At 45.1% G+C, this 19,033-nt stretch carries 29 protein-coding genes; all 29 read right to left on the bottom strand.

The features are described from left to right. Window positions 1-6 precede the first annotated feature (6 nt). The 29 genes from G5B06_RS19035 to G5B06_RS11630 all read right to left on the bottom strand — a co-directional run bounded on the left by G5B06_RS19035 (window position 7) and on the right by G5B06_RS11630 (window position 18,752). Complete coding sequence (locus G5B06_RS19035; RefSeq protein ID WP_244094553.1) at window positions 7-840, bottom strand: hypothetical protein; 834 nt, start codon at window positions 838-840, stop codon at window positions 7-9. Further along, window positions 837-1,202: a hypothetical protein gene (locus G5B06_RS11495; RefSeq protein WP_148871897.1), complete on the bottom strand. Its 366-nt coding sequence runs from the start codon at window positions 1,200-1,202 to the stop codon at window positions 837-839. Before G5B06_RS11495 ends, G5B06_RS19035 begins: the two co-directional genes overlap by 4 nt. Next, on the bottom strand, window positions 1,186-1,560 hold the full coding sequence (locus G5B06_RS11500; RefSeq protein ID WP_173772079.1) for a hypothetical protein: 375 nt from the start codon (window positions 1,558-1,560) through the stop codon (window positions 1,186-1,188). The genes G5B06_RS11495 and G5B06_RS11500 overlap by 17 nt, the downstream gene beginning before the upstream one ends. Continuing rightward, window positions 1,557-1,910, bottom strand: a complete 354-nt coding sequence (locus G5B06_RS11505; RefSeq protein WP_244094554.1) for a hypothetical protein — start codon at window positions 1,908-1,910, stop codon at window positions 1,557-1,559. The genes G5B06_RS11500 and G5B06_RS11505 overlap by 4 nt, the downstream gene beginning before the upstream one ends. Before the next feature lie 51 nt (window positions 1,911-1,961). Continuing rightward, the gene (locus tag G5B06_RS11510) at window positions 1,962-2,267 is read right to left on the bottom strand and encodes a hypothetical protein (protein ID WP_148871899.1); all 306 of its coding nucleotides are present in this window, start codon (window positions 2,265-2,267) and stop codon (window positions 1,962-1,964) included. Then, window positions 2,257-2,502, bottom strand: a complete 246-nt coding sequence (locus G5B06_RS11515) for a hypothetical protein (RefSeq protein WP_100932001.1) — start codon at window positions 2,500-2,502, stop codon at window positions 2,257-2,259. Before G5B06_RS11515 ends, G5B06_RS11510 begins: the two co-directional genes overlap by 11 nt. Continuing rightward, the gene (locus G5B06_RS11520; protein WP_100932002.1) at window positions 2,499-2,651 is read right to left on the bottom strand and encodes an XkdX family protein; all 153 of its coding nucleotides are present in this window, start codon (window positions 2,649-2,651) and stop codon (window positions 2,499-2,501) included. Before G5B06_RS11520 ends, G5B06_RS11515 begins: the two co-directional genes overlap by 4 nt. 1 nt (window position 2,652) lies before the next feature. Beyond that, on the bottom strand, window positions 2,653-2,802 hold the full coding sequence (locus G5B06_RS11525) for a hypothetical protein (protein ID WP_004605279.1): 150 nt from the start codon (window positions 2,800-2,802) through the stop codon (window positions 2,653-2,655). 1 nt (window position 2,803) lies between these two features. Beyond that, window positions 2,804-4,102 carry an RNA-directed DNA polymerase gene (locus tag G5B06_RS11530; protein WP_100932003.1) on the bottom strand — a complete coding sequence of 433 codons (1,299 nt, stop codon included), beginning with the start codon at window positions 4,100-4,102 and terminating at the stop codon, window positions 2,804-2,806. A 457-nt stretch (window positions 4,103-4,559) separates the two neighbouring features. Further along, entirely contained in the window at window positions 4,560-5,798 is a 1,239-nt protein-coding gene (locus G5B06_RS11535) for a hypothetical protein (RefSeq protein ID WP_173772081.1), read from the bottom strand. Next, complete coding sequence (locus tag G5B06_RS11540; RefSeq protein WP_055062296.1) at window positions 5,798-6,184, bottom strand: hypothetical protein; 387 nt, start codon at window positions 6,182-6,184, stop codon at window positions 5,798-5,800. The genes G5B06_RS11535 and G5B06_RS11540 overlap by 1 nt, the downstream gene beginning before the upstream one ends. Window positions 6,185-6,201: 17 nt before the next feature. Beyond that, complete coding sequence (locus G5B06_RS11545; protein ID WP_244094555.1) at window positions 6,202-7,233, bottom strand: phage tail spike protein; 1,032 nt, start codon at window positions 7,231-7,233, stop codon at window positions 6,202-6,204. 11 nt (window positions 7,234-7,244) lie between these two features. Next, on the bottom strand, window positions 7,245-7,949 hold the full coding sequence (locus tag G5B06_RS11550) for a phage distal tail protein (RefSeq protein WP_148871902.1): 705 nt from the start codon (window positions 7,947-7,949) through the stop codon (window positions 7,245-7,247). Window positions 7,950-7,952: 3 nt separating this feature from the next. Next, window positions 7,953-8,819 carry a phage tail tape measure protein gene (locus G5B06_RS11555; protein WP_173772083.1) on the bottom strand — a complete coding sequence of 289 codons (867 nt, stop codon included), beginning with the start codon at window positions 8,817-8,819 and terminating at the stop codon, window positions 7,953-7,955. After that, the gene (locus G5B06_RS11560) at window positions 8,776-9,372 is read right to left on the bottom strand and encodes a phage portal protein (protein ID WP_244094556.1); all 597 of its coding nucleotides are present in this window, start codon (window positions 9,370-9,372) and stop codon (window positions 8,776-8,778) included. The genes G5B06_RS11555 and G5B06_RS11560 overlap by 44 nt, the downstream gene beginning before the upstream one ends. Window positions 9,373-9,447: 75 nt before the next feature. Next, window positions 9,448-11,247 carry a terminase large subunit gene (locus G5B06_RS11565; protein WP_117800685.1) on the bottom strand — a complete coding sequence of 600 codons (1,800 nt, stop codon included), beginning with the start codon at window positions 11,245-11,247 and terminating at the stop codon, window positions 9,448-9,450. 3 nt (window positions 11,248-11,250) lie between these two features. Beyond that, window positions 11,251-11,790, bottom strand: a complete 540-nt coding sequence (locus G5B06_RS11570; RefSeq protein ID WP_173772085.1) for a phage terminase small subunit P27 family — start codon at window positions 11,788-11,790, stop codon at window positions 11,251-11,253. A 362-nt stretch (window positions 11,791-12,152) separates the two neighbouring features. After that, window positions 12,153-12,464 (bottom strand): hypothetical protein, encoded by a 312-nt coding sequence (locus tag G5B06_RS11575; RefSeq protein ID WP_244094557.1) that lies wholly within the window; start codon window positions 12,462-12,464, stop codon window positions 12,153-12,155. After that, window positions 12,433-12,798 carry a hypothetical protein gene (locus G5B06_RS11580; protein WP_173772087.1) on the bottom strand — a complete coding sequence of 122 codons (366 nt, stop codon included), beginning with the start codon at window positions 12,796-12,798 and terminating at the stop codon, window positions 12,433-12,435. Before G5B06_RS11580 ends, G5B06_RS11575 begins: the two co-directional genes overlap by 32 nt. 23 nt (window positions 12,799-12,821) lie before the next feature. Then, window positions 12,822-13,250 carry a single-stranded DNA-binding protein gene (locus G5B06_RS11585; protein ID WP_173772089.1) on the bottom strand — a complete coding sequence of 143 codons (429 nt, stop codon included), beginning with the start codon at window positions 13,248-13,250 and terminating at the stop codon, window positions 12,822-12,824. A gap of 119 nt (window positions 13,251-13,369) precedes the next feature. Beyond that, complete coding sequence (locus G5B06_RS11590) at window positions 13,370-13,948, bottom strand: hypothetical protein (protein WP_173772091.1); 579 nt, start codon at window positions 13,946-13,948, stop codon at window positions 13,370-13,372. Beyond that, on the bottom strand, window positions 13,945-14,865 hold the full coding sequence (gene dcm / locus G5B06_RS11595; protein ID WP_173772093.1) for a DNA cytosine methyltransferase: 921 nt from the start codon (window positions 14,863-14,865) through the stop codon (window positions 13,945-13,947). Before dcm ends, G5B06_RS11590 begins: the two co-directional genes overlap by 4 nt. Further along, entirely contained in the window at window positions 14,840-15,118 is a 279-nt protein-coding gene (locus G5B06_RS11600) for a hypothetical protein (RefSeq protein WP_173772095.1), read from the bottom strand. The genes dcm and G5B06_RS11600 overlap by 26 nt, the downstream gene beginning before the upstream one ends. Window positions 15,119-15,120: 2 nt before the next feature. Beyond that, entirely contained in the window at window positions 15,121-15,900 is a 780-nt protein-coding gene (locus G5B06_RS11605; protein ID WP_173772097.1) for a ParA family protein, read from the bottom strand. A 27-nt stretch (window positions 15,901-15,927) separates the two neighbouring features. Next, window positions 15,928-16,227: a hypothetical protein gene (locus G5B06_RS11610; protein WP_173772099.1), complete on the bottom strand. Its 300-nt coding sequence runs from the start codon at window positions 16,225-16,227 to the stop codon at window positions 15,928-15,930. Further along, window positions 16,224-16,691 carry a VRR-NUC domain-containing protein gene (locus G5B06_RS11615; RefSeq protein WP_173772101.1) on the bottom strand — a complete coding sequence of 156 codons (468 nt, stop codon included), beginning with the start codon at window positions 16,689-16,691 and terminating at the stop codon, window positions 16,224-16,226. The genes G5B06_RS11610 and G5B06_RS11615 overlap by 4 nt, the downstream gene beginning before the upstream one ends. 111 nt (window positions 16,692-16,802) lie before the next feature. Next, window positions 16,803-17,111 (bottom strand): hypothetical protein, encoded by a 309-nt coding sequence (locus tag G5B06_RS11620; protein WP_173772103.1) that lies wholly within the window; start codon window positions 17,109-17,111, stop codon window positions 16,803-16,805. Continuing rightward, the gene (locus tag G5B06_RS11625) at window positions 17,108-17,839 is read right to left on the bottom strand and encodes a lytic transglycosylase domain-containing protein (RefSeq protein ID WP_330606713.1); all 732 of its coding nucleotides are present in this window, start codon (window positions 17,837-17,839) and stop codon (window positions 17,108-17,110) included. The genes G5B06_RS11620 and G5B06_RS11625 overlap by 4 nt, the downstream gene beginning before the upstream one ends. Then, window positions 17,784-18,752 carry a rolling circle replication-associated protein gene (locus tag G5B06_RS11630; RefSeq protein WP_244094558.1) on the bottom strand — a complete coding sequence of 323 codons (969 nt, stop codon included), beginning with the start codon at window positions 18,750-18,752 and terminating at the stop codon, window positions 17,784-17,786. The genes G5B06_RS11625 and G5B06_RS11630 overlap by 56 nt, the downstream gene beginning before the upstream one ends. Window positions 18,753-19,033 lie beyond the last annotated feature (281 nt).

Genomic DNA, 19,033 nt, shown 5'->3' on the forward strand with positions numbered 1-19,033 from the left:
CTCCTGCTATCTCAAAATTCTATTGACTTCGTTCTGAACTGCCTTTGCATCATATCCCGCTGCTGCGAGGCGGTTTGTTCTGTCGCTACCATTTCCCCACTTTCCGTTGATGACCTCTTTCGCTACTTCATTGATGCTTTTGCTCGGTGTCGTTGCATTCCCTTTCAAAATTCTGTTGACTTCGTTCTGAACTGCCTTTGCATCATATCCCGCTGCTGCGAGGCGGTTTGTTCTGTCGCTACCATTTCCCCACTTTCCGTTGATGACCTCTTTCGCTACTTCATTGATGCTTTTGCTCGGTGCTGATGTTCCGGACGCTTTTGAACCTGTTGTCAGATTTGTCGCAACGTGAGCGTTGTCGTTGAGGAGAATGTCTCCCGCAAATAAATATGCATCCGATGTCAGATATTTGCTTTCTGTCAGCACCTCGAATCCTGCTGCCTTGAGTGCTGCCCGCAGGTTTCCAGTATAACAAGCCGTACTCACCTTTTTCAGTGCGTCAATTCCCAGTCTGTAACCTGCTCCCTTTACGATTGCAGCGACACCGGATGAACAGTCTGCCTCACATGCGACTGTAATCTGTGCAGGGTCGTAGTTGGAATCTGCAAGGTTCGTCCAAAATGTACCCCTCTGTGACTGGTCATATCCTATGAGGTTGTTGTTTGCTGCTGCCTTTGCCATGCTTGCAATCATCGCTCTCACATCCGCATTCGGATGACGGAGAACACATTTCCACGGTCTGTTATACCAATTTATTACCCGCCACTCTGTACCTGTTTGGTCTCCGGCTTTTCCTCCGGAGTATCTTCCGTTTTCGTCATGTCCACAATTTGAAATCATTTGTTTTCCTCCTTGTCAAATTCTTCTGCTGTGAATCCGCATAATTCCGGATTCTTTTCTTGTATCGTGTCATATAGTATCAATCCTCCAACGATTAGAGGTGTACCCCACCACATCAACGCAGCAGGTATCGAAATAATGAATCCGGTCACTCTCGCCACCCATTTTCCGAACCTCGCCTCGTCTGTGTCGGAATAGCAATCTCCGTACTCTCTCATTTCCTCCCGAATCTCTTTGTCGATGTCAAAAGAGAGTTTCCAAAAGAAAATATTGACCGCCACCCAAACGATGACCGCACCGATTGCATATATCAACATGATTGTTTGCATGTTTCCGGTTGCGAAATCACATATCCTTTTCAACCGTTTCACCTGCCTCACCGCTCACAAGCGTCTGCATCGCTTTGTTGCTCTCAAGCATCTTTTTCATTCTCTCAAGTGCCTCGTCGACCATCATCGAAAAAGCCTCGAACGAAATCACTCTCACAAGCCATGTGAACCGTGCGACGAACATATCATATACATATCGCAGTTTGATTTGACCTGTACCGCCTCCCAGTTCCTTTTCTGCTTTTGTGACTGCATAGAGCAGCCATTCTCTAACTTTGTTCAACTGCTTGTCTGACGGCATTTTCACGAAAACATATACTGCATATCCTCCCGCTGTTAATACCGCAATCAGACCCACAATCACAAACCAATTCTCGACGATGTATTTCATCCTTGTACCTCCTCGTCATTCTGCTCCGGCTCGTCATTGTGTTGTATTTCTCCGTTTGACTTTGTTCCCTTGACCGTTTTCACGGACTTAATGAGTGCCATCGCCCCGCCCTCGACTGATAGAAAACGGAATACATTCTCAATCAGTGTCGACGGTTCTGAACCCATCCGCAAAAACACAAATATCATCACGACTGTAAAGATAAATGCTGCAAGAATCAAAGTGAATACAACACGTTTCATGAACAGACCGGACACCTTTTTGTCATGTCTCTCTTTTCGCTCCCTTATCCGGTACATTCTTTTCAGATGCCGGATTCTGATGCGTCGTTCCTGTTCTGTCATTCTCATGTATTGCCTCTTTTCTGTGAGGTTGATTCTTGCCTGTTCCCTGCCCTCCTGTTATCGGTCGGAATGTTGTTCTCCGTCCAGTCTCTTGTGATAACTCTTGAGTGACTGTTCCACTATGACAACACGCTCTCTCAATGTTTTCATCTCCTCACGGTTCTCTCTCGATTCCCGCTTGATGTCTTTGAGGTCATCTGCAATGTTCTCAAGTTTCACCATCACCATTGTGTCGGTTGTTGCTCTCTGTTCTGCATCTTCCTGTGTGTCCTTTTTCTCATTTCTCTGCTTGGAACAGATTCCGAAAAAGATTGCAAATGCAACAGATACTCCGGAGAGCAACAGGGATAATTCAATCGTCAACGGCGTTCTCCTTTCCGAACTCTGTCGCCTCGAGGTCGTCGGTGTCGCAGTATTTCCGCATGTGGTATTCGAGAACATCCATCTCCCTGTCTGTCTCCTCTACCTCCTGCCGGAGTTCCACTCTGACCGCCTCCTCGATTTTCGACTGTTCAATGATTGTTTGCTGCTTTTTCACGATTGCGGATAGAGTTTCCGTCACATCACACAATCGTGATATTATTTCAAGCGGACTCATTCTGCACCACCGCCAGAGTATGCCTCCCCTGTGATGTATTCATATTCATCCACTGAAATACTACCCTTTGAGACACGCTCGGAAATCTGTTCCTTTGTGAGAGTGCCTTTTTTGTACATTCTTTTGAGACTTTCAACAAGCATTTTCATACTAAATCAACCCCTCCTCAATCAACTGCTGTGTGTATTCGTCAATGACTGCATCTTTCTGAAACTGTGTCACGGATTCAACGATTCCTGTTGTGTTGGATGCAACAACCTCCTGCATGAGCGTCAATCTGTCATATTCCTCCCGTGACATCTCACGCTCCTCTCGCTGCCATCCGGTGATTTTCTTTCCGTCTGCATCCTCTTTCGTTGCTTTCTTGATATTGCGTCTCTGATATACCGTTGTCGGTGACGCTGTTGTGTCGAACTCCTCCGGCTGTTCTGCCTCCGTTCCGAACACTTCTCTCCATTCTTTCATGTTTTTCTCGCTCCTTTCGCTTTGAATGTTTGCTAACTATTTTCTTTAATTTCTTAACATTCACATAAGGCTTGACCCTTTGCAGGTACATGTCGTATGTGTCTGTATTGCTCAAGTAACCCATGTATGACAGAATTGCGGTTGCATCGTACCATGTGATTTTCTCTTTCTTTGCGACACGGTTGACTTTCCGTGTGCAACTCAACATGATGCTTTCCCGCAGAATCGTCTTGTCGTGATAGAACTGGAATCCCATGAAATCGAGTGGTCTCCCTTTTCTCTTTCCGGTCTTTTTCTCTGTGTAATCGAACCGGAACACCTGCCAGTTTCCTTTCATCTGCAAGTTGAACTTTTCTCTCAAGAATCTCTCAATCTCCTGCTGCATCCTGTGGAGTTCCTTTTTGTTCTTTCCGAACACCACCATATCATCCATATACCGGATATAATGCACCGCTTTCAACTGCTCTTTGATGAAATGGTCGAGAGGCTGCAACATGAAATTTGACAACCACTGCGACGTGTAAAACCCTAAAGGCAACCCGACCTCGCTCCCATCAATTATCAGTTCGAGGATGTACAACATTCTCTCGTCTCTGATTTTCTTCTTGAGCCACGCTTTCAAGACATCATGGTCAACACTCTCGAAAAAGTGTCGAATATCCATCTTGAGAACATATTTGCAGTTCTTTTTGTCTCGCTGAATCCACCTCTCGATGTACTTTTTCCCATAATGAGCACCCCTGTTCGGTACGCTCCCACATGAGAACTCATACATCCCTTTCATGAAAATGTCATAACACGCAGAGACGACAATGTGATGAATCACCTGCTCATAATTGTATCGAGGTTTCTCAATCATTCTCACTTTCCTGCTTGTTCCCTCGTTGATGCAGACTTTTCCGTGTCTTGATGGTTTCCATGCCTTTTCCGGATGTGGTATGTCGTACCCCTCCGGTGCAGTGTTCTCAAGTTGCTCGACGACGTTCTTGACATGTCTCTGAATGTTGGTCGGCTCTAATATCACCGCAACGTCCGGACGCTCTGTCTTGCCCTTTGCTGCTTTATGAAATTTTTGCTCAACATTGCTATGTTCTAACATAGGCTTGTACAGGTTATTGACGGATTTCTTTCCCATCTTTCTTATCACCTCAAGGTCTTTCTGATATTCTTACTCGACCCTGCCTGCATCGGTATCATTTCCACTGGTTAGGTGTATTTCAACACCCTGCGGTGTAGGAAAAAGGTATGCTTTTGGTTAAATGCTCCATAATTTGATAAGATTGGCTCGCCACGATGTTCGTGTTCACGTTCGTCGCAGGGTTGTTCACATTCCAGTACGACAAACCGCACTTCGACCCGTTGCCACGGTTGCCACCGAACAGGGCAAGGACGCACACCGATTCCCCTGTCATGTCAAGGTCATCTTTTTGTCATGTCGGAGATTCTATCACAATTTTTTCTGTTTGTGTCGGATGTGCCTCCCGTTTCCATCATCGTGGAAAATCCTTGTCATACCGGACACCTCGGAGGGTAAACCCTCCGAACCTCCCTTTTTATTGCGGGGGAGTATCTCCCCCGTTCCCCCTCGCTGCTTACGCAGCAGCAACAGGCGGTTTACAAGAAAGGCTCGCCACGATGTGCGTGGACACGTACGTCGCAGGGTTGCCCACAAACCAGTACGACAAACCGCACTTCGACCCGTGGCCACGGTAGCCACCGAACAGGGCAACTGCAACAATCGTATTGTTGAACCATAACCCATCACATTCGTATGTGGTCTCACTTCCGGATGCAACGGTCGGGATTCTTCCGATGTCGGATGCCATTTCCATTCTTGAACAGTAGCCTCCGGATGTTCCGGACGGTGTCAGTCCTGTGTTTGTGTACCCCGCACCTGTTGAGTTGTACGGAGGAACTGCTTTCACATGATACACTCCGTTGATAAGCAGCAGACCTCTCAAACGTTTCCAGTAGTTCGCAAAGAAGTTCTCGCAGTAAAATACTTTGACTGACTGTGTGGTCGATGTATAACCGAAAAACTGTCCTTTTCCGTTGAGTGTTCCGGTCTGCAAGAAATTGTCGGACTGACTGTTTCCGTTTCCAAACTTGCCTTGTGAGTTGGTGCTACATGTAATCATCGTACACATTTCATACATGAGGTTGATTTCAGAAAATGACTGTTTATCCCATCTGTCGCCGTTCTGCTTTGCTGCGGTCGTCTCCTGCTCGTCTGTCATGGACGCTGTCGGTGTGAGACCGGAGAGTGAACGCATCCTGTTGTTGACAACCGAACCCTCGTACATCGGGAAATATGTCACAGGCAGGACATTTCCGTCTGCGTCGGTGTGTGCGTATGCTTTGTATGTGTCATCGTACTGCTCCTCACAGAACACAACAAAATGATAATTGTTCTGTGTCCATCTCTTGACCCAAATCAGAGGAATCTCGGACATTGCATTTCCACCGTATGATGTTTTTGTGATGTCCGATGCTCCTCCGTTCAGCTTGAGAGCATGGTTTTCATGATTCAGTTCATAGTCAACCGTTCCGTCAGTTCTTACCATGACCGGACGGTTTTTCTTTACGAACCAAATATCTCCCCAGTCTCCATAATCGAACCCGCCTCCTGCGAAATTCATTCCTGCGGGTGTCATTCCAACCGCATCATAAAGATATTTGACACGGGTTGCCGGATTGCTGTCGAGGAGGTTGATTCTCATTCCGTATCTTTTCGGTTTTGCTTTTGCGTCCTCGATAATTTTCTTTGTGTTGGAAAGAATCTCCTGCGACGTGGATTCTTTCGCCATGAATATTCTGTCACCTGCTGCCATTATTCACTTGCCTCCTTTGTGATTTCCTCAAAATACAACGTACCGTTTGAGATACCCATTCGATACTTGATTTGCGTCGCATCGTCCTCCAGTTCGACAGTCGTTGCCAGTGCTTTCATTTCTGCAAGCAACTCCGTTCCCTTTTTGACCATGTCGTCATAGTACGTTTTTGCATCTTCGTCCATTCCGGTCTTGATTTCTCTGACCTCCTCGATGTCAAATGCGACAGGGAGGCTCATGAACTCGGTCGAACCGTTACCGATTCGGATGATTCTGTGACCGCTTGTCGTGGTTTCGAGACCCAGTTCTCCATCATCGAGAACCCTCTTGCTCTCCGTCCACTCTGCGGTCGTTCCCTTTTTCAGAGTGATTGTTGCTGTTGCCATTCTTTTTCACCTCTTTCTCAAATTGTGTGTGACGTTCCTGCGATGTACTTGTCATAATCGGTCGTGAACGGTGTTCCTCCCTTGACAAGCAGGAGGTCGGTTGATTTTGGTGTTCCTCCATCCACATTGATGTTGATGTCCGTCTCAAGTTCTCTGATGCGTTCATAATAGTCTTTGACTGCTGCCAGTATCGCATCAAGACCGGACTGACTGATGATGATTTTGTTTGCCTCCTCGGTCGCTGTCAGACATTTCTTTGTCTCAACAAGATTGATGATTTCTGCTGTGTACGACCTGTATGGTTTGGAAAGTTCGTCCAGTTTCGCCTCCGCATCCTCTTTCAGTGATTCCGCATCCGTGTATCTTTCATCTTTCCACGTCATCGTTTTCACTTTCTTTGAATACTGGTGATTCTCAACATAATTTTTCCCGTCGATATTCAGCATCAATCCATCTTTCCCTATCGGAATGAGCCTTGTTGCAAAGTCGTATGAGTTTGACTGCACCTGCAACCGCTTGAGGTTCAGACGTTCAATGAAATATGCTCCTCTGTCCTCTCCGTATTTCTCATATACCGAAATTCCCTTGTTCAGAGAATCGAACACCATCTCGCATCTATACGTTGTAATTGCCTGTTGAGCGACATCCCATGCAGAACAGTTCTGCTCTATCCGGATTGTTCTCTTTTTGGAAACATCGCACCGGATGACTTTCCATCCAGTTCCGTCGATTGCCTCTGTTAGACATTCATCGACCGTCTTTTCCACAGTCTCGAATCCCTGCGGATATTGTTTGCCCTCCAGTTCCTCGACGTTCAATGTTCCGGTGCATTTGTACCATTCCCCGCTCGGCTCGACCTGCTTGATAACAAATTCGTCCGTGTCGGTTCTGATATATCCCTCCTCTTTGATGTCCGTCGCATACCTGTTTGTCTTTCGGAACTCGAATGTGATTTCCTTATCTCCAGTCTTGAGAGTGCTTGTGATGCACGTTTCTTTTATTCCGGATAAAATACACACCTTTTCGTGTGAATCATTGTACAAATCCATCTGACCGCCTCCTATAACCACATAGGTTTGTATTGAATTGTTACGATTGCATTTTTATCCGAAAAAATGATGTGATGTTCTTTATCCTTTCCGGTTTTCAGATACGGAAATTCAAACATTTCCACATCTTTGAATTTGTTTTCGCCATCCATTGTTACGAATCCGGTCTCTCCATCAATCACGACTGTCGCACCTCTCGGAATTGTCTTTATTGTTATTTCATCCGAAAGACCGTTGATTTTCATTGTCTCGATGTATTCCAGTGCTGTGATTGTCAATCTGCATGGTGTCCACCTGTTTCCTTTTGTCTCGAAAATTATTTCATTTTTCTCCTGCCACGAGATTGTCACATCGTCGCTAAACCAGTACCCCGTGAACTTGAACGATGACTTGTATCTCTCTTTTGAGATTGTCTTTTCCGGTGCATTCGCTGTCATAAATCCCTTGAATTTTCTCCGATATCCGTCAAGTGTCAAAACAACACCTTTTTGCAGGAGTGCATTGAAGTCGCTAATATGTGTCATGACTTCATCTCTGTCTTTGCCTCTGAAAAGCACCTCAACCGTGATTCCGGACAGTGGTGTATATGTCTCTGATTCTGACGGAATCAAAGCACCCTCGAACATGTCCACTGTCACGGTTGTTTGAGGAGGTGTAAACTCGACCGATAACTGTTTTGCATCAAATTCTCGAATGTCTGTGCTATCTATTTTCATTCCTTACCTCCTCTTTTTGTGTGCTATCGCTAGATTGTCACTCACCTTGTCAGTGGTCACATTTGCGACCTCCTCGCTGTCGATATATGTGTGTACCTCCACTGTTGCATTGATATTCTGATTGATTGTTTGTATCTTTCTGTCAAGTATTGTATTGAGTTTCGCGTAAAACTCTGCAAGTGGCAAGATTGCCTCGTCACCCGCCTCGCCTCCTACCATGAGGCTGTTGCCGTTGATTCCGAACACGGTCGGATTTGTCATAATACCACCGGATTTGTACCACTGAATCGAGAATGACGGGAGCGAACCTTTTCCTCCAATTCCGAACGGTGCAACGCCTCCGGACACGCTGATGTGTGGCAAGTTCAAATGTGGCAATGACCATTTGAAATTGAACGCCGATTTGATTCTTGACAATGCACCTGTCACCGCTCCGTGTGCGGATTCCATCTTTGAGGAGAACGATGATTTGATGCTCTCCATCGCAGACGATGCGGTCGATTTTGCACTCTCTAATTTGCTTGAGAACGCCGATTTGATGCTGTCAAGTTTCCCGCCTGTCAGAGTGTTCGCCGTACTCATGAGAGAGTTCATTGTGTCCTTTACGCCTGTGAACGTAGCAGACACGATTCCCTTGATTCCCCCGCCTTTTTCACTGTATGCAGATTTCATATTATTGAGTTTCGTTGAAACATTGGACTTTGCTGTCTCCATGAGTGAGGTTGCCTTGTCCTTTATGTTCGTGAAATCCGTCGACCATTTCGTTTTTATCTCCGAAACCTTTGAGGAAAATCCGGATTTGATTTCTGTCAATTTATTCGATGTATTATTTTTCCATTCCGTCATTTTTGTGGTGACGGTGGTTTTCATGTTCTCCCAACCTGTTGAAACATTTGACTTGCACTGGTAGTCCTGTGATTCCGTCAAAGCTGAATGATGTCTTGAAATGCATCACCTCGTCTGTACTAAACACATATTGACGACCGGATGTCGGGTCTGTGTAGACGTACCACAAACGCCCCACTCCTGCGAATATCCCTGCATCATCAACGACTATCTGCACACAATTTGACTGCATGACCCACAAATCAACGATTTTTATTTCACCGCCGAATTTCTTTCGGTCAAACTTCTTTCTCATATACACATAGCCGTTTCCGTAATGGTTGCGGTTGATTTCAACCGTGTTCCAAAATGTTGTTGGTGTCATGAACGGATTCGGTCTTTTTGAGAGCAGTTTTGATGTATCTGTCGCCTCTGCCTCAATGATTCCCTTGTCCGTTTTCTGATAATATTTGATAGGCATTTTTGCAAGGGTTTCTGACAGCATCTTGAGACATGTGAAATATGTGACCTCTGATGTCGGTTTCCCTTTTCTTTTCAGTCCTATTCGCTCAAGGAACGACGGTGAGTTCAATGTCATTTTCCCTCCGTCGTTCTGTGGTTCGCCTCTCCACCAATTTGAAATTTTTACTCCCAATCTCTGAAACGGATTCATTTATTTCTCACCGCCTTTCTTCATATATTTTTCATATTGCTCAAGCCATTCATTGACAGTTTCATTCACATCCGGACGGTATTCCTCTTTCATTGCGTGTTTCCATGCGTCGATGATAGCGTCAATCGGGTCGATTCGTTCTGTCGTAATGTCTTTGTCAATCTTTATTTCACCGTAATTGTTTGAAATGGTCTTTGCATTCGCAATCGACCAAACAAGCAGGCTGTCAACCGGAACAACTATCTTGTTGCCCTCTTTTCCGACTTCCATTCCCTCAATCTCCACATTGCCCGCAAGAATCTCAAGTCTGAAATCAACGGTCGCATCGTTCAATTCTTTTGCTGTCTGTGTGACAGAGATTGAATCGAATCCCATCGCCTCAAGGTCTGACAGGAACGCCGATGCGTTGTGCGGGTCGTAACAAATCAACTGCGGTTTGAGGTTGTATTCCCTCACTAAATCCTCAAGGTATCTGATGATGTATTTGTAATCTGTCTTGATTCCTCCCAGTGTTTCCGTTACCGTCACAAGACCTTTTTCAATCCATACGTCGTATGGTACTTTGTCAGTCTTGATGTGTTCATCCACCCTTGAGGACGGGATGAACGAATGTGTGTGAACAAAATATTTTTTCGTGTCCTCCACCATGAACGGAATCACGATTGCGATTGATGTCAAGTCTCCTCCGGATGACAAGTCAACGCCAACATAGCACTTTGACCCTCTGAAATCCTTGAGTGATTTCAAAACTGCACATGCTTTCCATGATGCAATGTCCTTGATATACAGCGAATTTGACCACTGCATCCACATATTCAACTGCTTTACGAGGAAATCTCTCAAGTCCTCCCCGCCCATATCACGGGCAGTGTGTGCAATCGGAATGAGGTTCTCAAGTGCGTCTCGGTCAAACTCAAGAATCGGGTTCGCTTTTATCCAGTTTTCCGGCGTGTACCTGTCGTCGTGTTCGTCCATCTGTGCGATATACACAAATTGACTGTCATTCTCGAAAACGCCCTTGAGTAGATTGCAGCAATACTCATATAACTTGTAGCACGGCGACTTGAGGTCGAATCCTGCTGTTGTAATAACCGAAATCAACGCCGACTTGAGTTTCTTGATACCACCCTCAAGCAGTTTGTACATCTGGTTTGTTTTGTGGGCGTGGTACTCGTCGACGATTCCCAAATATGCACGGTGTCCGTCGAGTGACTTTGTATCTCCGGACAATGCTTTGATTTCCGAATGCGTCAGCAGACAGTCAATCGTGTGGTTGTGGTCGTGAACCTTGAACCACTCTGACAAATCCTCGTCGGAATTGATAAATTTTGCGACCTCGTCAAAAACAATGTTTGCCTGGTCTTGCTTTGTCGCCGTACAAAATATTTTTCCGTACTTGTACCCGTCGAAATTGCCGTAATAACACGCCAAAATACCATTGATGAACGATTTTCCGTTCTGTCGTCCTAATTGCACATAAGATGTTCTGAATCGTCTGTATGACTTTTCCTTTGTTCTCCATCCATTGAGTGACCCTAAAATGAAACACTGGAACGGATATGCCGTCACATGCTCATTTTCCTCACCCTCTGCAATGGTCAATTCCTCTGCGAAATTGATGATTTCCTCCGACTTTTCAACGTCGAAATAGTATTTGTATGGTGCTGCTTTCGATTTTTCGATGTCGTCAAGATGTCTCTGACATGCAAGACGGACATATTCTCCGGCTGTTATCTTGCCCGATACAACATCAAGGGCGTATTGTGTGCAGCGGTCTTGTGTTTCTCCTGCTTTTGCCATGCCTTAATTTGCATATTTCGCAAATTTGTTCTCCGGCTTTTGCTGTTGTGGTTTCGGTACGACCAAACGGCAGCGAGAGGAAACTGTCAGTCCGAAATCTGATGCTCCTTGCCTACACTGTTTCATGCAGCGGTCTTGAATTATCATGAGACGTTCTCTTTCTCCGTTCACGACCTGTCTTGTACCGACCTGCACACGTTCTTTTTCGCCTGTGTCCGGATTTTCCCTCGTCTCATAGACTGGAACATCCTCCATCAATGGAGTTTCTCTGATTTGTTCCGTGATTTCGATGTACTGCGTTTGTGCAATGAGTAGCCTTGCCAATGCATCGCAATCAAGGTTTGAAATCAGTTTGATTTCGAGTAATTCTTTCGCAATCTTCCGGAATTGTTTCTTTTGTTCCGGTGTCAAATATGACGGAGGTCTCACTTTGTCGCATGGTGCTGTGACCTCGGCGTTTTTCCGTGCCTCAATTTCTGCTTTTGTGAGGTGTTTTCGCCCGTTCATTACAACCAAATCTGTGGGTTGTCTCTGTCCTGCCATGATGCAACAAACCTCCTTTCCGTCAGCATTTCAGTATTTTGTGTCACATTCTGACACCTCTTTCGGATATACCTTTCTACTGAAATTCCCGTGGGGAGTTTTCTCCAAGGAAAAGAGGGGGTGCGACTAAAAACGAATCGCACAAAACTTTTTTATATCCCCCTGCCTCTCGAAAGTGGTACTCAATCAGTGACCTCAACTGTTTTTGTGTTGCTCTCATACTTGCTTTGCTCTGCTTATATAAAGCAGTGATTGTGTTGTGTGTCTTATGGTTGAGAGGTATGAGGTTGAACGGATTCAAACGCTGTTCCCAGTCGTCCTCAAGTTCAATGATATGGTGAACCGGATTGCATGTGAGCAACTCATGCTCGACATATGCCCTTTATATAGACCGCCTCAAGAGCGTCGTATTTATACCCCTCACCTGCTGCCTCTGCATCTTCCTTGAGCGATGCAAGAGCCTTTTTCAAATGTTCAAACAGAATGACCGTCTCTGCACGGCACTCTCTGACCGATTGCAGGAATGCCTTTTCCGCTGATATGTTGTATTTGCCTATATCCGGCACTTGAGAGGTCTCTGATACCGCCTCATTGATATATCGTTCCATTTCACGATAATTCTCAAGATATAGCAAGGTTTTTTCAATGACCGTCTGCTCCTTTTCCTCTTTCATGCTTTTTCCTCGCTTTCTGCTTTCTTCTCATAGGCAGACCGTGCATTTTACGCCAGTTATTCGTGTTTTTGCGGTTTTCCGCATCTCTCAAACTGCTCATTTTCAAAATTGCCGTTTTTGCCTGTTGCAAAGTCGTTCCCATTTGCAAAACTGCCTCAACGAACGCCTCTGCTGTTGTTTCAATCTTGATTTCCGGTTTTTGTGGATTTTCATTCTTTGCAACATCCGGATTCACTGTCGCCTTGTCCGCTGCTGCCTCAACGATGCTCAAAATCTCATTTTCTGTCTTTCCCATCGCCCGAAATCTGTCAATTATGCCTTTTAAGATTCCCATATTATCACAACCCTCCTTTTCGCTTACATAAAAGGCAAATCGCCGTCGATGCCGTCCGGAATACTCATGAATCCGTCTCCTGTGTCTGTATATCCGGCGTTTTCTGCCTGTTCTCCTGCTGCTTTCTTACTTTCTGCAAATTCCTGTTCCTCAATCACAACATCCGTCGTATATACCTTTTGCCCGTCTCTGTTGGTATATGAGCCTGTCTGAATCCTGCCAGTAACAACAATTTTTGTTCCCTGTTTCAGATATTTTTCCGCAAACTCGCCGTTTTTCCCAAATGCCACGCATGAGATAAAATCTGCCGACTGTTGCCCGTCTCTTGCACCTCTCCGGTCGACTGCCAGTGTATAACGTGCCACACACATGGATTCCTGTGAACCGTTCTGCTGTGTATATCTTACATTCTGGTCTCTTGTGAGCCTACCCATCAATATGACTTTGTTCATTCTCTTTTTTTGTCCTTTCTTGAATCAATCTCTCGTATAAACGCAAATCATCCGGCGGGATGTCGAGATTCCAGTCTCTCGCAAATTCTATCCCGCCGATGAACGCCTCTTTTTCTCTATCAGTCATTTTCCCGCTGCATAACATATTCATTTTGCATTTTCTGCAATCTGACAAGTCCTTTTTTGAACTCAAGGTCATCACCATTCATGCACACATCGAATATTTTCTCATAGTCGACAATGTGTGTCTTGATGAACTCTGCCTCTGCTGCCGTCCTGCTCTCATTGATGAACATTCCCTTGACTGCCTCTTTTATCATTTCGCAGTGTGTCCGTTCCTCCTCTGTCGTTGGAGGCGTGTTTTCAATCATTTTCTCATACGCATTGTCAATCGCTCCTGCAATGAGTTCTTTCCAACCCTTGCCCCGCTCTCCTAATAGCTGACATTCAATATCCTCGAAACGGTTTCCTTGCCCTGCTGCCGTAATTCTGATGTCCTTTTTGCCCTTTGCTGCAATCAGAATCAAATCGTCGTCGTATGCCTCCATGTAGTAGTCAAATTTCGCATCAAAATTCGGATTCGGATTGATGATGATTTCCGGTTGACTGCTGCCCTCTGTCTGAATGCTCACGCCGATGTATTTTGCATCTGTTGCCTTTGCATTGATAAATATTGCCTTTAACTCGCTTTTGTTCATGCTGCTCCTCCATTCACTAATCTGTTGAGTAACTGTTCATACATGGTCTTGTATGTGTCTCTTTCAGTCTGCAATCTGATTGTGTCCTCTGTCTGTGTCATGTTTGCAATCTTCTTGTTTTCCTCAACATAGACTGCTGCATCCTGTTCAATCTCTGCGATTGTGTCCTCATGCTCCTGCTGCAACATCTCAATTTCTTTCTTGAGACTGTCGATTTCCTCCTGCTGCTCCTTGATGGTCTTGTAATACTCTTTTGCTGTCTTGATGCCATTATCCAACTGTAAGGAAATCATGAGAGCAAGAAATTCCTGCAAATTTCGCATCGGTGTTCTTATAAGGTCATCGAACTCAAATCTTTCTCCATTCAGAACAGAAACCGTGAACACTCGCTCTCTTGCCTGTGGCAATCCGAACTCTCTTGCATCCAGTACCTCGAAATTATTCGTATATCCTAACCGCTCCATTTCAACCATGTATCTGTCAAAATTCGGTCTCATGTACTTTGATTTCACATTCTTCACATTTTCCCATATTACATAACGAGGTCGCCATTCGCCCATGTTCTCAATGATATGTATTGTCTCCCACATGAGGGAGGAACGTGTTCCGCTCCCCTCGTCTGAACCTTTTCCTCTGTTGATTCTGCCCTCGCCTGTGGCTTTTCCTTGATGTCCTGCAATGCTCATATCTTGACAGGGCGAACCGTGAATCAGAATGTCCGGTTTCAGATTCCATCCGACAACCGTTTGTGTTTTATATGCCAATTCCTCACGGAACATTGAATTGTACGAACGCACCGCCTTTTCATTGATTTCCACATAGTCGATTGCTTTCGTTGGAATGTTCAAATTTCTCAAGGCACATCGAGGCGACCCAATCCCTCCGAACAATTCAAGAATTTGTATTGTCTCGCTCATGCCCTGCTGCCTCCTCTCTTTTTGCAAGTTCTTCTTTTGCCAGTTTTATGAAATCTTTCAAATCTTCCAGTCTGCGGTTGTACTTCTCAAACGCTTTCCGTGCATTGTCGTACTGCCATTTAAGAAAAAGCCATTGTGTTGTTCCCTCTTTCTCTTTCAATTCTTTTTCTGCCTTTTCGATGGTCTCTTTCAAATCTCCGCTATACTTGAATGTTGTTCCGTTCTTTTTATGCACCGCTCTCATTCCTGCCACGTCTACCCCTCCATTTCCGTGAGTAACTCATGCACAACGCATCTGTAATCTTGAGACACAATCCCACGCTTTGAAAATTTCGGGAGTGGTATCATTGCCGTTGTAGATTTCTCTGCGATGATAGAACGACGAATCGGTGTGGCAAACATGTCAAATCCGGATTCTGCTTTCAACCACTCCTCAACCTCAAGAGAGGTCTTGTTTTTCTGTCGCATGGTCATGAGTGCCTTGATTCTCAAATCCGGATTGATGTCTCTCAAGTCCTCAATCTGCTCCTCAAGGTTCTGCAATGCCTCGATTTCATATCCCCCGACCTTTACCGGAGCAATAATGAGTTCTGCTGCAATCAGAATGTTAATGACTACCATGTCAAGCAATCGCCCGCAGTCACAAACGCAATAATCATATGCATCGGAGACCTCCTCCAACGCCTCACGCAATCGTGTGACTTGATTATCCTCCGACTTGAGCAGTAAATTCATGTCCGTTTTCATGAGATAACCATTCGCCGGAATGATGTCAACGTGTGAATACTCTGTCGGACGAATCAAGTCGCCTGTTTTATATGTGCCTCCGACGCACTCATGTTTCTCAAGTAATTCGCTCATTCCGATTCCGTCCGGTTCATACACTCCGAACGTCTTTGATGTGTCTCCCTGCGGGTCTCCATCTAACACAAGCACTCTCTTTTCCTGTTCCTCGCCTAACATATAGGCGATTGAATCGGATGTCGTTGTTTTCCCGATTCCTCCTTTTGGTGACATTACTGCAATGATTTTCATGTCTTTTTTCCTCCTGTTATTATCCTGTTATATATAAATCGTGTAATACAATTTCATTTGCAATTCTTGAAACTTGAAATCCGGCGTTTCGTCCGGTCGCAGTGGTGACATGAGGTTCAATTCTTTCCACTTCCTGTGAGTAATCTCCGGAACTGCTCTGAATTTCACAACCTCGTCAAATTTATACTGTTCATAGAGTTTGCAGTTCGTGTGACCGACCTCCGGTGCAAATAATGCAAGATACCCGACGAATATTTCCTCGTCTCCCTTGATGATTCGCAGCATGTCCGCACTCTCTAATGTGTTGAGTAAATCTGCAAGTGTCATGACCTGCCTCCCTTGACTTTCCCGTCCTTGAGGATGCTGTTGTTCGGGATGCTCATTTTGTTGTTGAAATCCTCCTCCGGACAATAACACAACGCAAGATTCAAATATTCCTCAATGACTTTGATTGCCTCCTCTGCTGAATAGCAGGTTGCGACAAAATGTCCTGCTGCTGCCATGTCTGCAAGGAACTCTTTTTGTGTGTCCTGCTGCCTGTTATTTCCGAATTTCATTTCAACGAACAATCCGCAGTATGAGCCTTTCGGATATGGTAGGCACAAATCAGAAACACCCGCCTTGACACCCATCTGTTTGAATTTGACTGCCTCCTGCTTGTTTCTGCTGCCTCCGTTCGGTACATGGAACAACCACCTCAATTCCGGATAACGGTTCACATTCCAATTCGCCCACAGCACGACATTGATTTGCTCTGTGTCCTCACTTCTCATTGCGTATTTCATATTCATCTGCATTCACCTCTCTTTTGCATATTTCGTAATATTCACATGTCAGACATAAATGTCTGCAATCCTTGACTTTGAGCATATGTCTGAATCTCTCTGCGACTTCTCTCATTTTCATCTGTCCTGCTCCTCCATTTCTAAAATCATGTAGGCGTGAATGAAAATGCTCTTGTGTTTCCTGCCGAACTGGTCTTTTGCCGGAGGTACTTCATGCATATTCTCAATCGTTCTCTTTGCCTCCCACCATCGGCGTGTTTTTCCATCTCTTGAAATCGGCTTGAAATGTACCTTGACCGTTCCTTTGATGACGGAAAACTGGTCTCTGTCTACCCGCAGGATGTCATCGAATCCCGCTGCCTTGACTGCTGCCGTTGCTTTTCGGAAATACCTCTCTTTCGATTCCGGTTTCCAGTCAAACCTCATTTCCCGACCACCTCCTCAATCTCTTTCATTCTCTGCATGATTGCCGTGTTGTATGAATATACATACACGCCGTTGCTCCACAAATATTCCCTTGCACCTTTTTCACCGTAGTTGTACGCTGCAAGTGTATCTTGAATCGTGCCGTATTTCTTGAGCAGGTATGAGAGGAAATCAATCCCGACCCTCACGTTTTGATATGGGTTCATAAGGTCGGTGCATCCTAGATTCTGCATCCGGTCGGTGTGCCATTTCTCATATATCTGCATATATCCCTTTGACTGCCCGCCGTCTCCGGTTTTGTCGAACTCATATCCGGATTCTTGCTCTATGATTGCCAATACAAGGGCATATGGAACGTCATATTGCTTGCATAGACATCTTGTGTATATCTGCATTTTCTCCGGAAAATAGCCTTTGTCTGCATACTGCTCCGGCAAGTCATAGAACACGAATCCCTCAAGGTCATCACTCCCCCAGTCCTCGGACATGGTGTCAAATACCTTGTATTTGTCCTCGATGTTCTCTGCTGTCTGTGTCATCGTCTCCGGATTCTGCATCACTTCCGCTTGTATCTCCTCCGGCTCTTTCTCCTGCTGCTCCGGTTCTTTGACATTGAACAATATCACGCAAAATCCCGTCAGTAATACCGCAATCAATGTGATGTGAAACGCATTATACAAACCTGCTCTTTTCAATGCCCGTCTTATCCGTCTTATCCGTCTTTTCACCTGTCGACCTCCTTTTCCGCATTCGTGCATGTATGTAAAACATGCAATTAAAATCGTTGTAGTACACTTTTGCATTCGTGAAATCCATGTCCGGATACCACTTTTTCAGTATCTCCGGAATGGAATCCCTGTCCTTGACCATCTTGTCAACGAATGAGCCTATTTTTTTATAACTGCCTCCTGCTGCCGGACGTTTGGAATGAACAACCTTGATTCGTGGGTCTCTCAATCCCTGTGAACTGTTCCATCTCTTTTCTGACGGAACACGGTTCTTTTCTTCAACGATATAGTTCGCCATGCCGGACAAACCGTTTTCGTCTGTCTGCAACCTGCGAACCTCATTCCTGCTTGACTGTTTCCAACATGATTCAACTGTCTCCATGTCTAACGCACCATCCATGACAATGTGATGATGCCATCTGATTTCCGCATCCGGATTGTATGCGGTCACATAGACATATTTTGCATTCGGGAGACCTCTCTTTTTTCTCTGATAGTTGATGCGTCGGATGTACTTTTGCACATTCTTGATTGCTGCATCCACATCCCCGTCCGGTGGGAGATGCTCGTCATCATAGGTCAATGTCATCCAAATATCACGGTCACTGAAATTCTCGTTGATTAGCCTCTCAACATATTTCCGTGCGTTCTTATCATTCAGATTCTTTTGAGCCTTGTTGTTGTCTTTCTTGATTGTCCTCCCCTCCGGAGGTACTTCATCCATGCTCCGGAACTGCGGATATATCTCAATTTCAAACTGGTCTCCTGCTGTTATCTCTTTCAGTGCATATATAACTTTCTTTCGATGTTGGAACAGGTTCTCAATGAACCACTCATGCATGTCCTCCATCGCTTTGTTATATGCTGCCTCATAGTCATACGGGATATATTGCATCCCTCTTTTTCTTGCCATCTGACACATGCCTCCTGTTATGTTTTCGTAGACTTGTTATTATCTATTACAAGGACGACAAAACCTCCGAAAACCCTTTGTTTTCCCGACCTTTCCGGTCGTTTTTGAGTTGCTTTTTCGTGTCAGATTTGATATAATATTCTTAGTTTGAAACATATCAATCGACACCGATTGACACACGGATGACCGTTCGCAGCGGTCATCCGTTTTTTTGTCTTTATGCTGCTTTTTCTTTCTTTGAGACGCTCACGGTGATTTTCACCTGCTCACGTTCAGAAATG

The organism is Blautia luti, from assembly GCF_013304735.1.
In the GTDB taxonomy this organism is placed as follows: Bacteria; Bacillota; Clostridia; order Lachnospirales; family Lachnospiraceae; genus Blautia_A.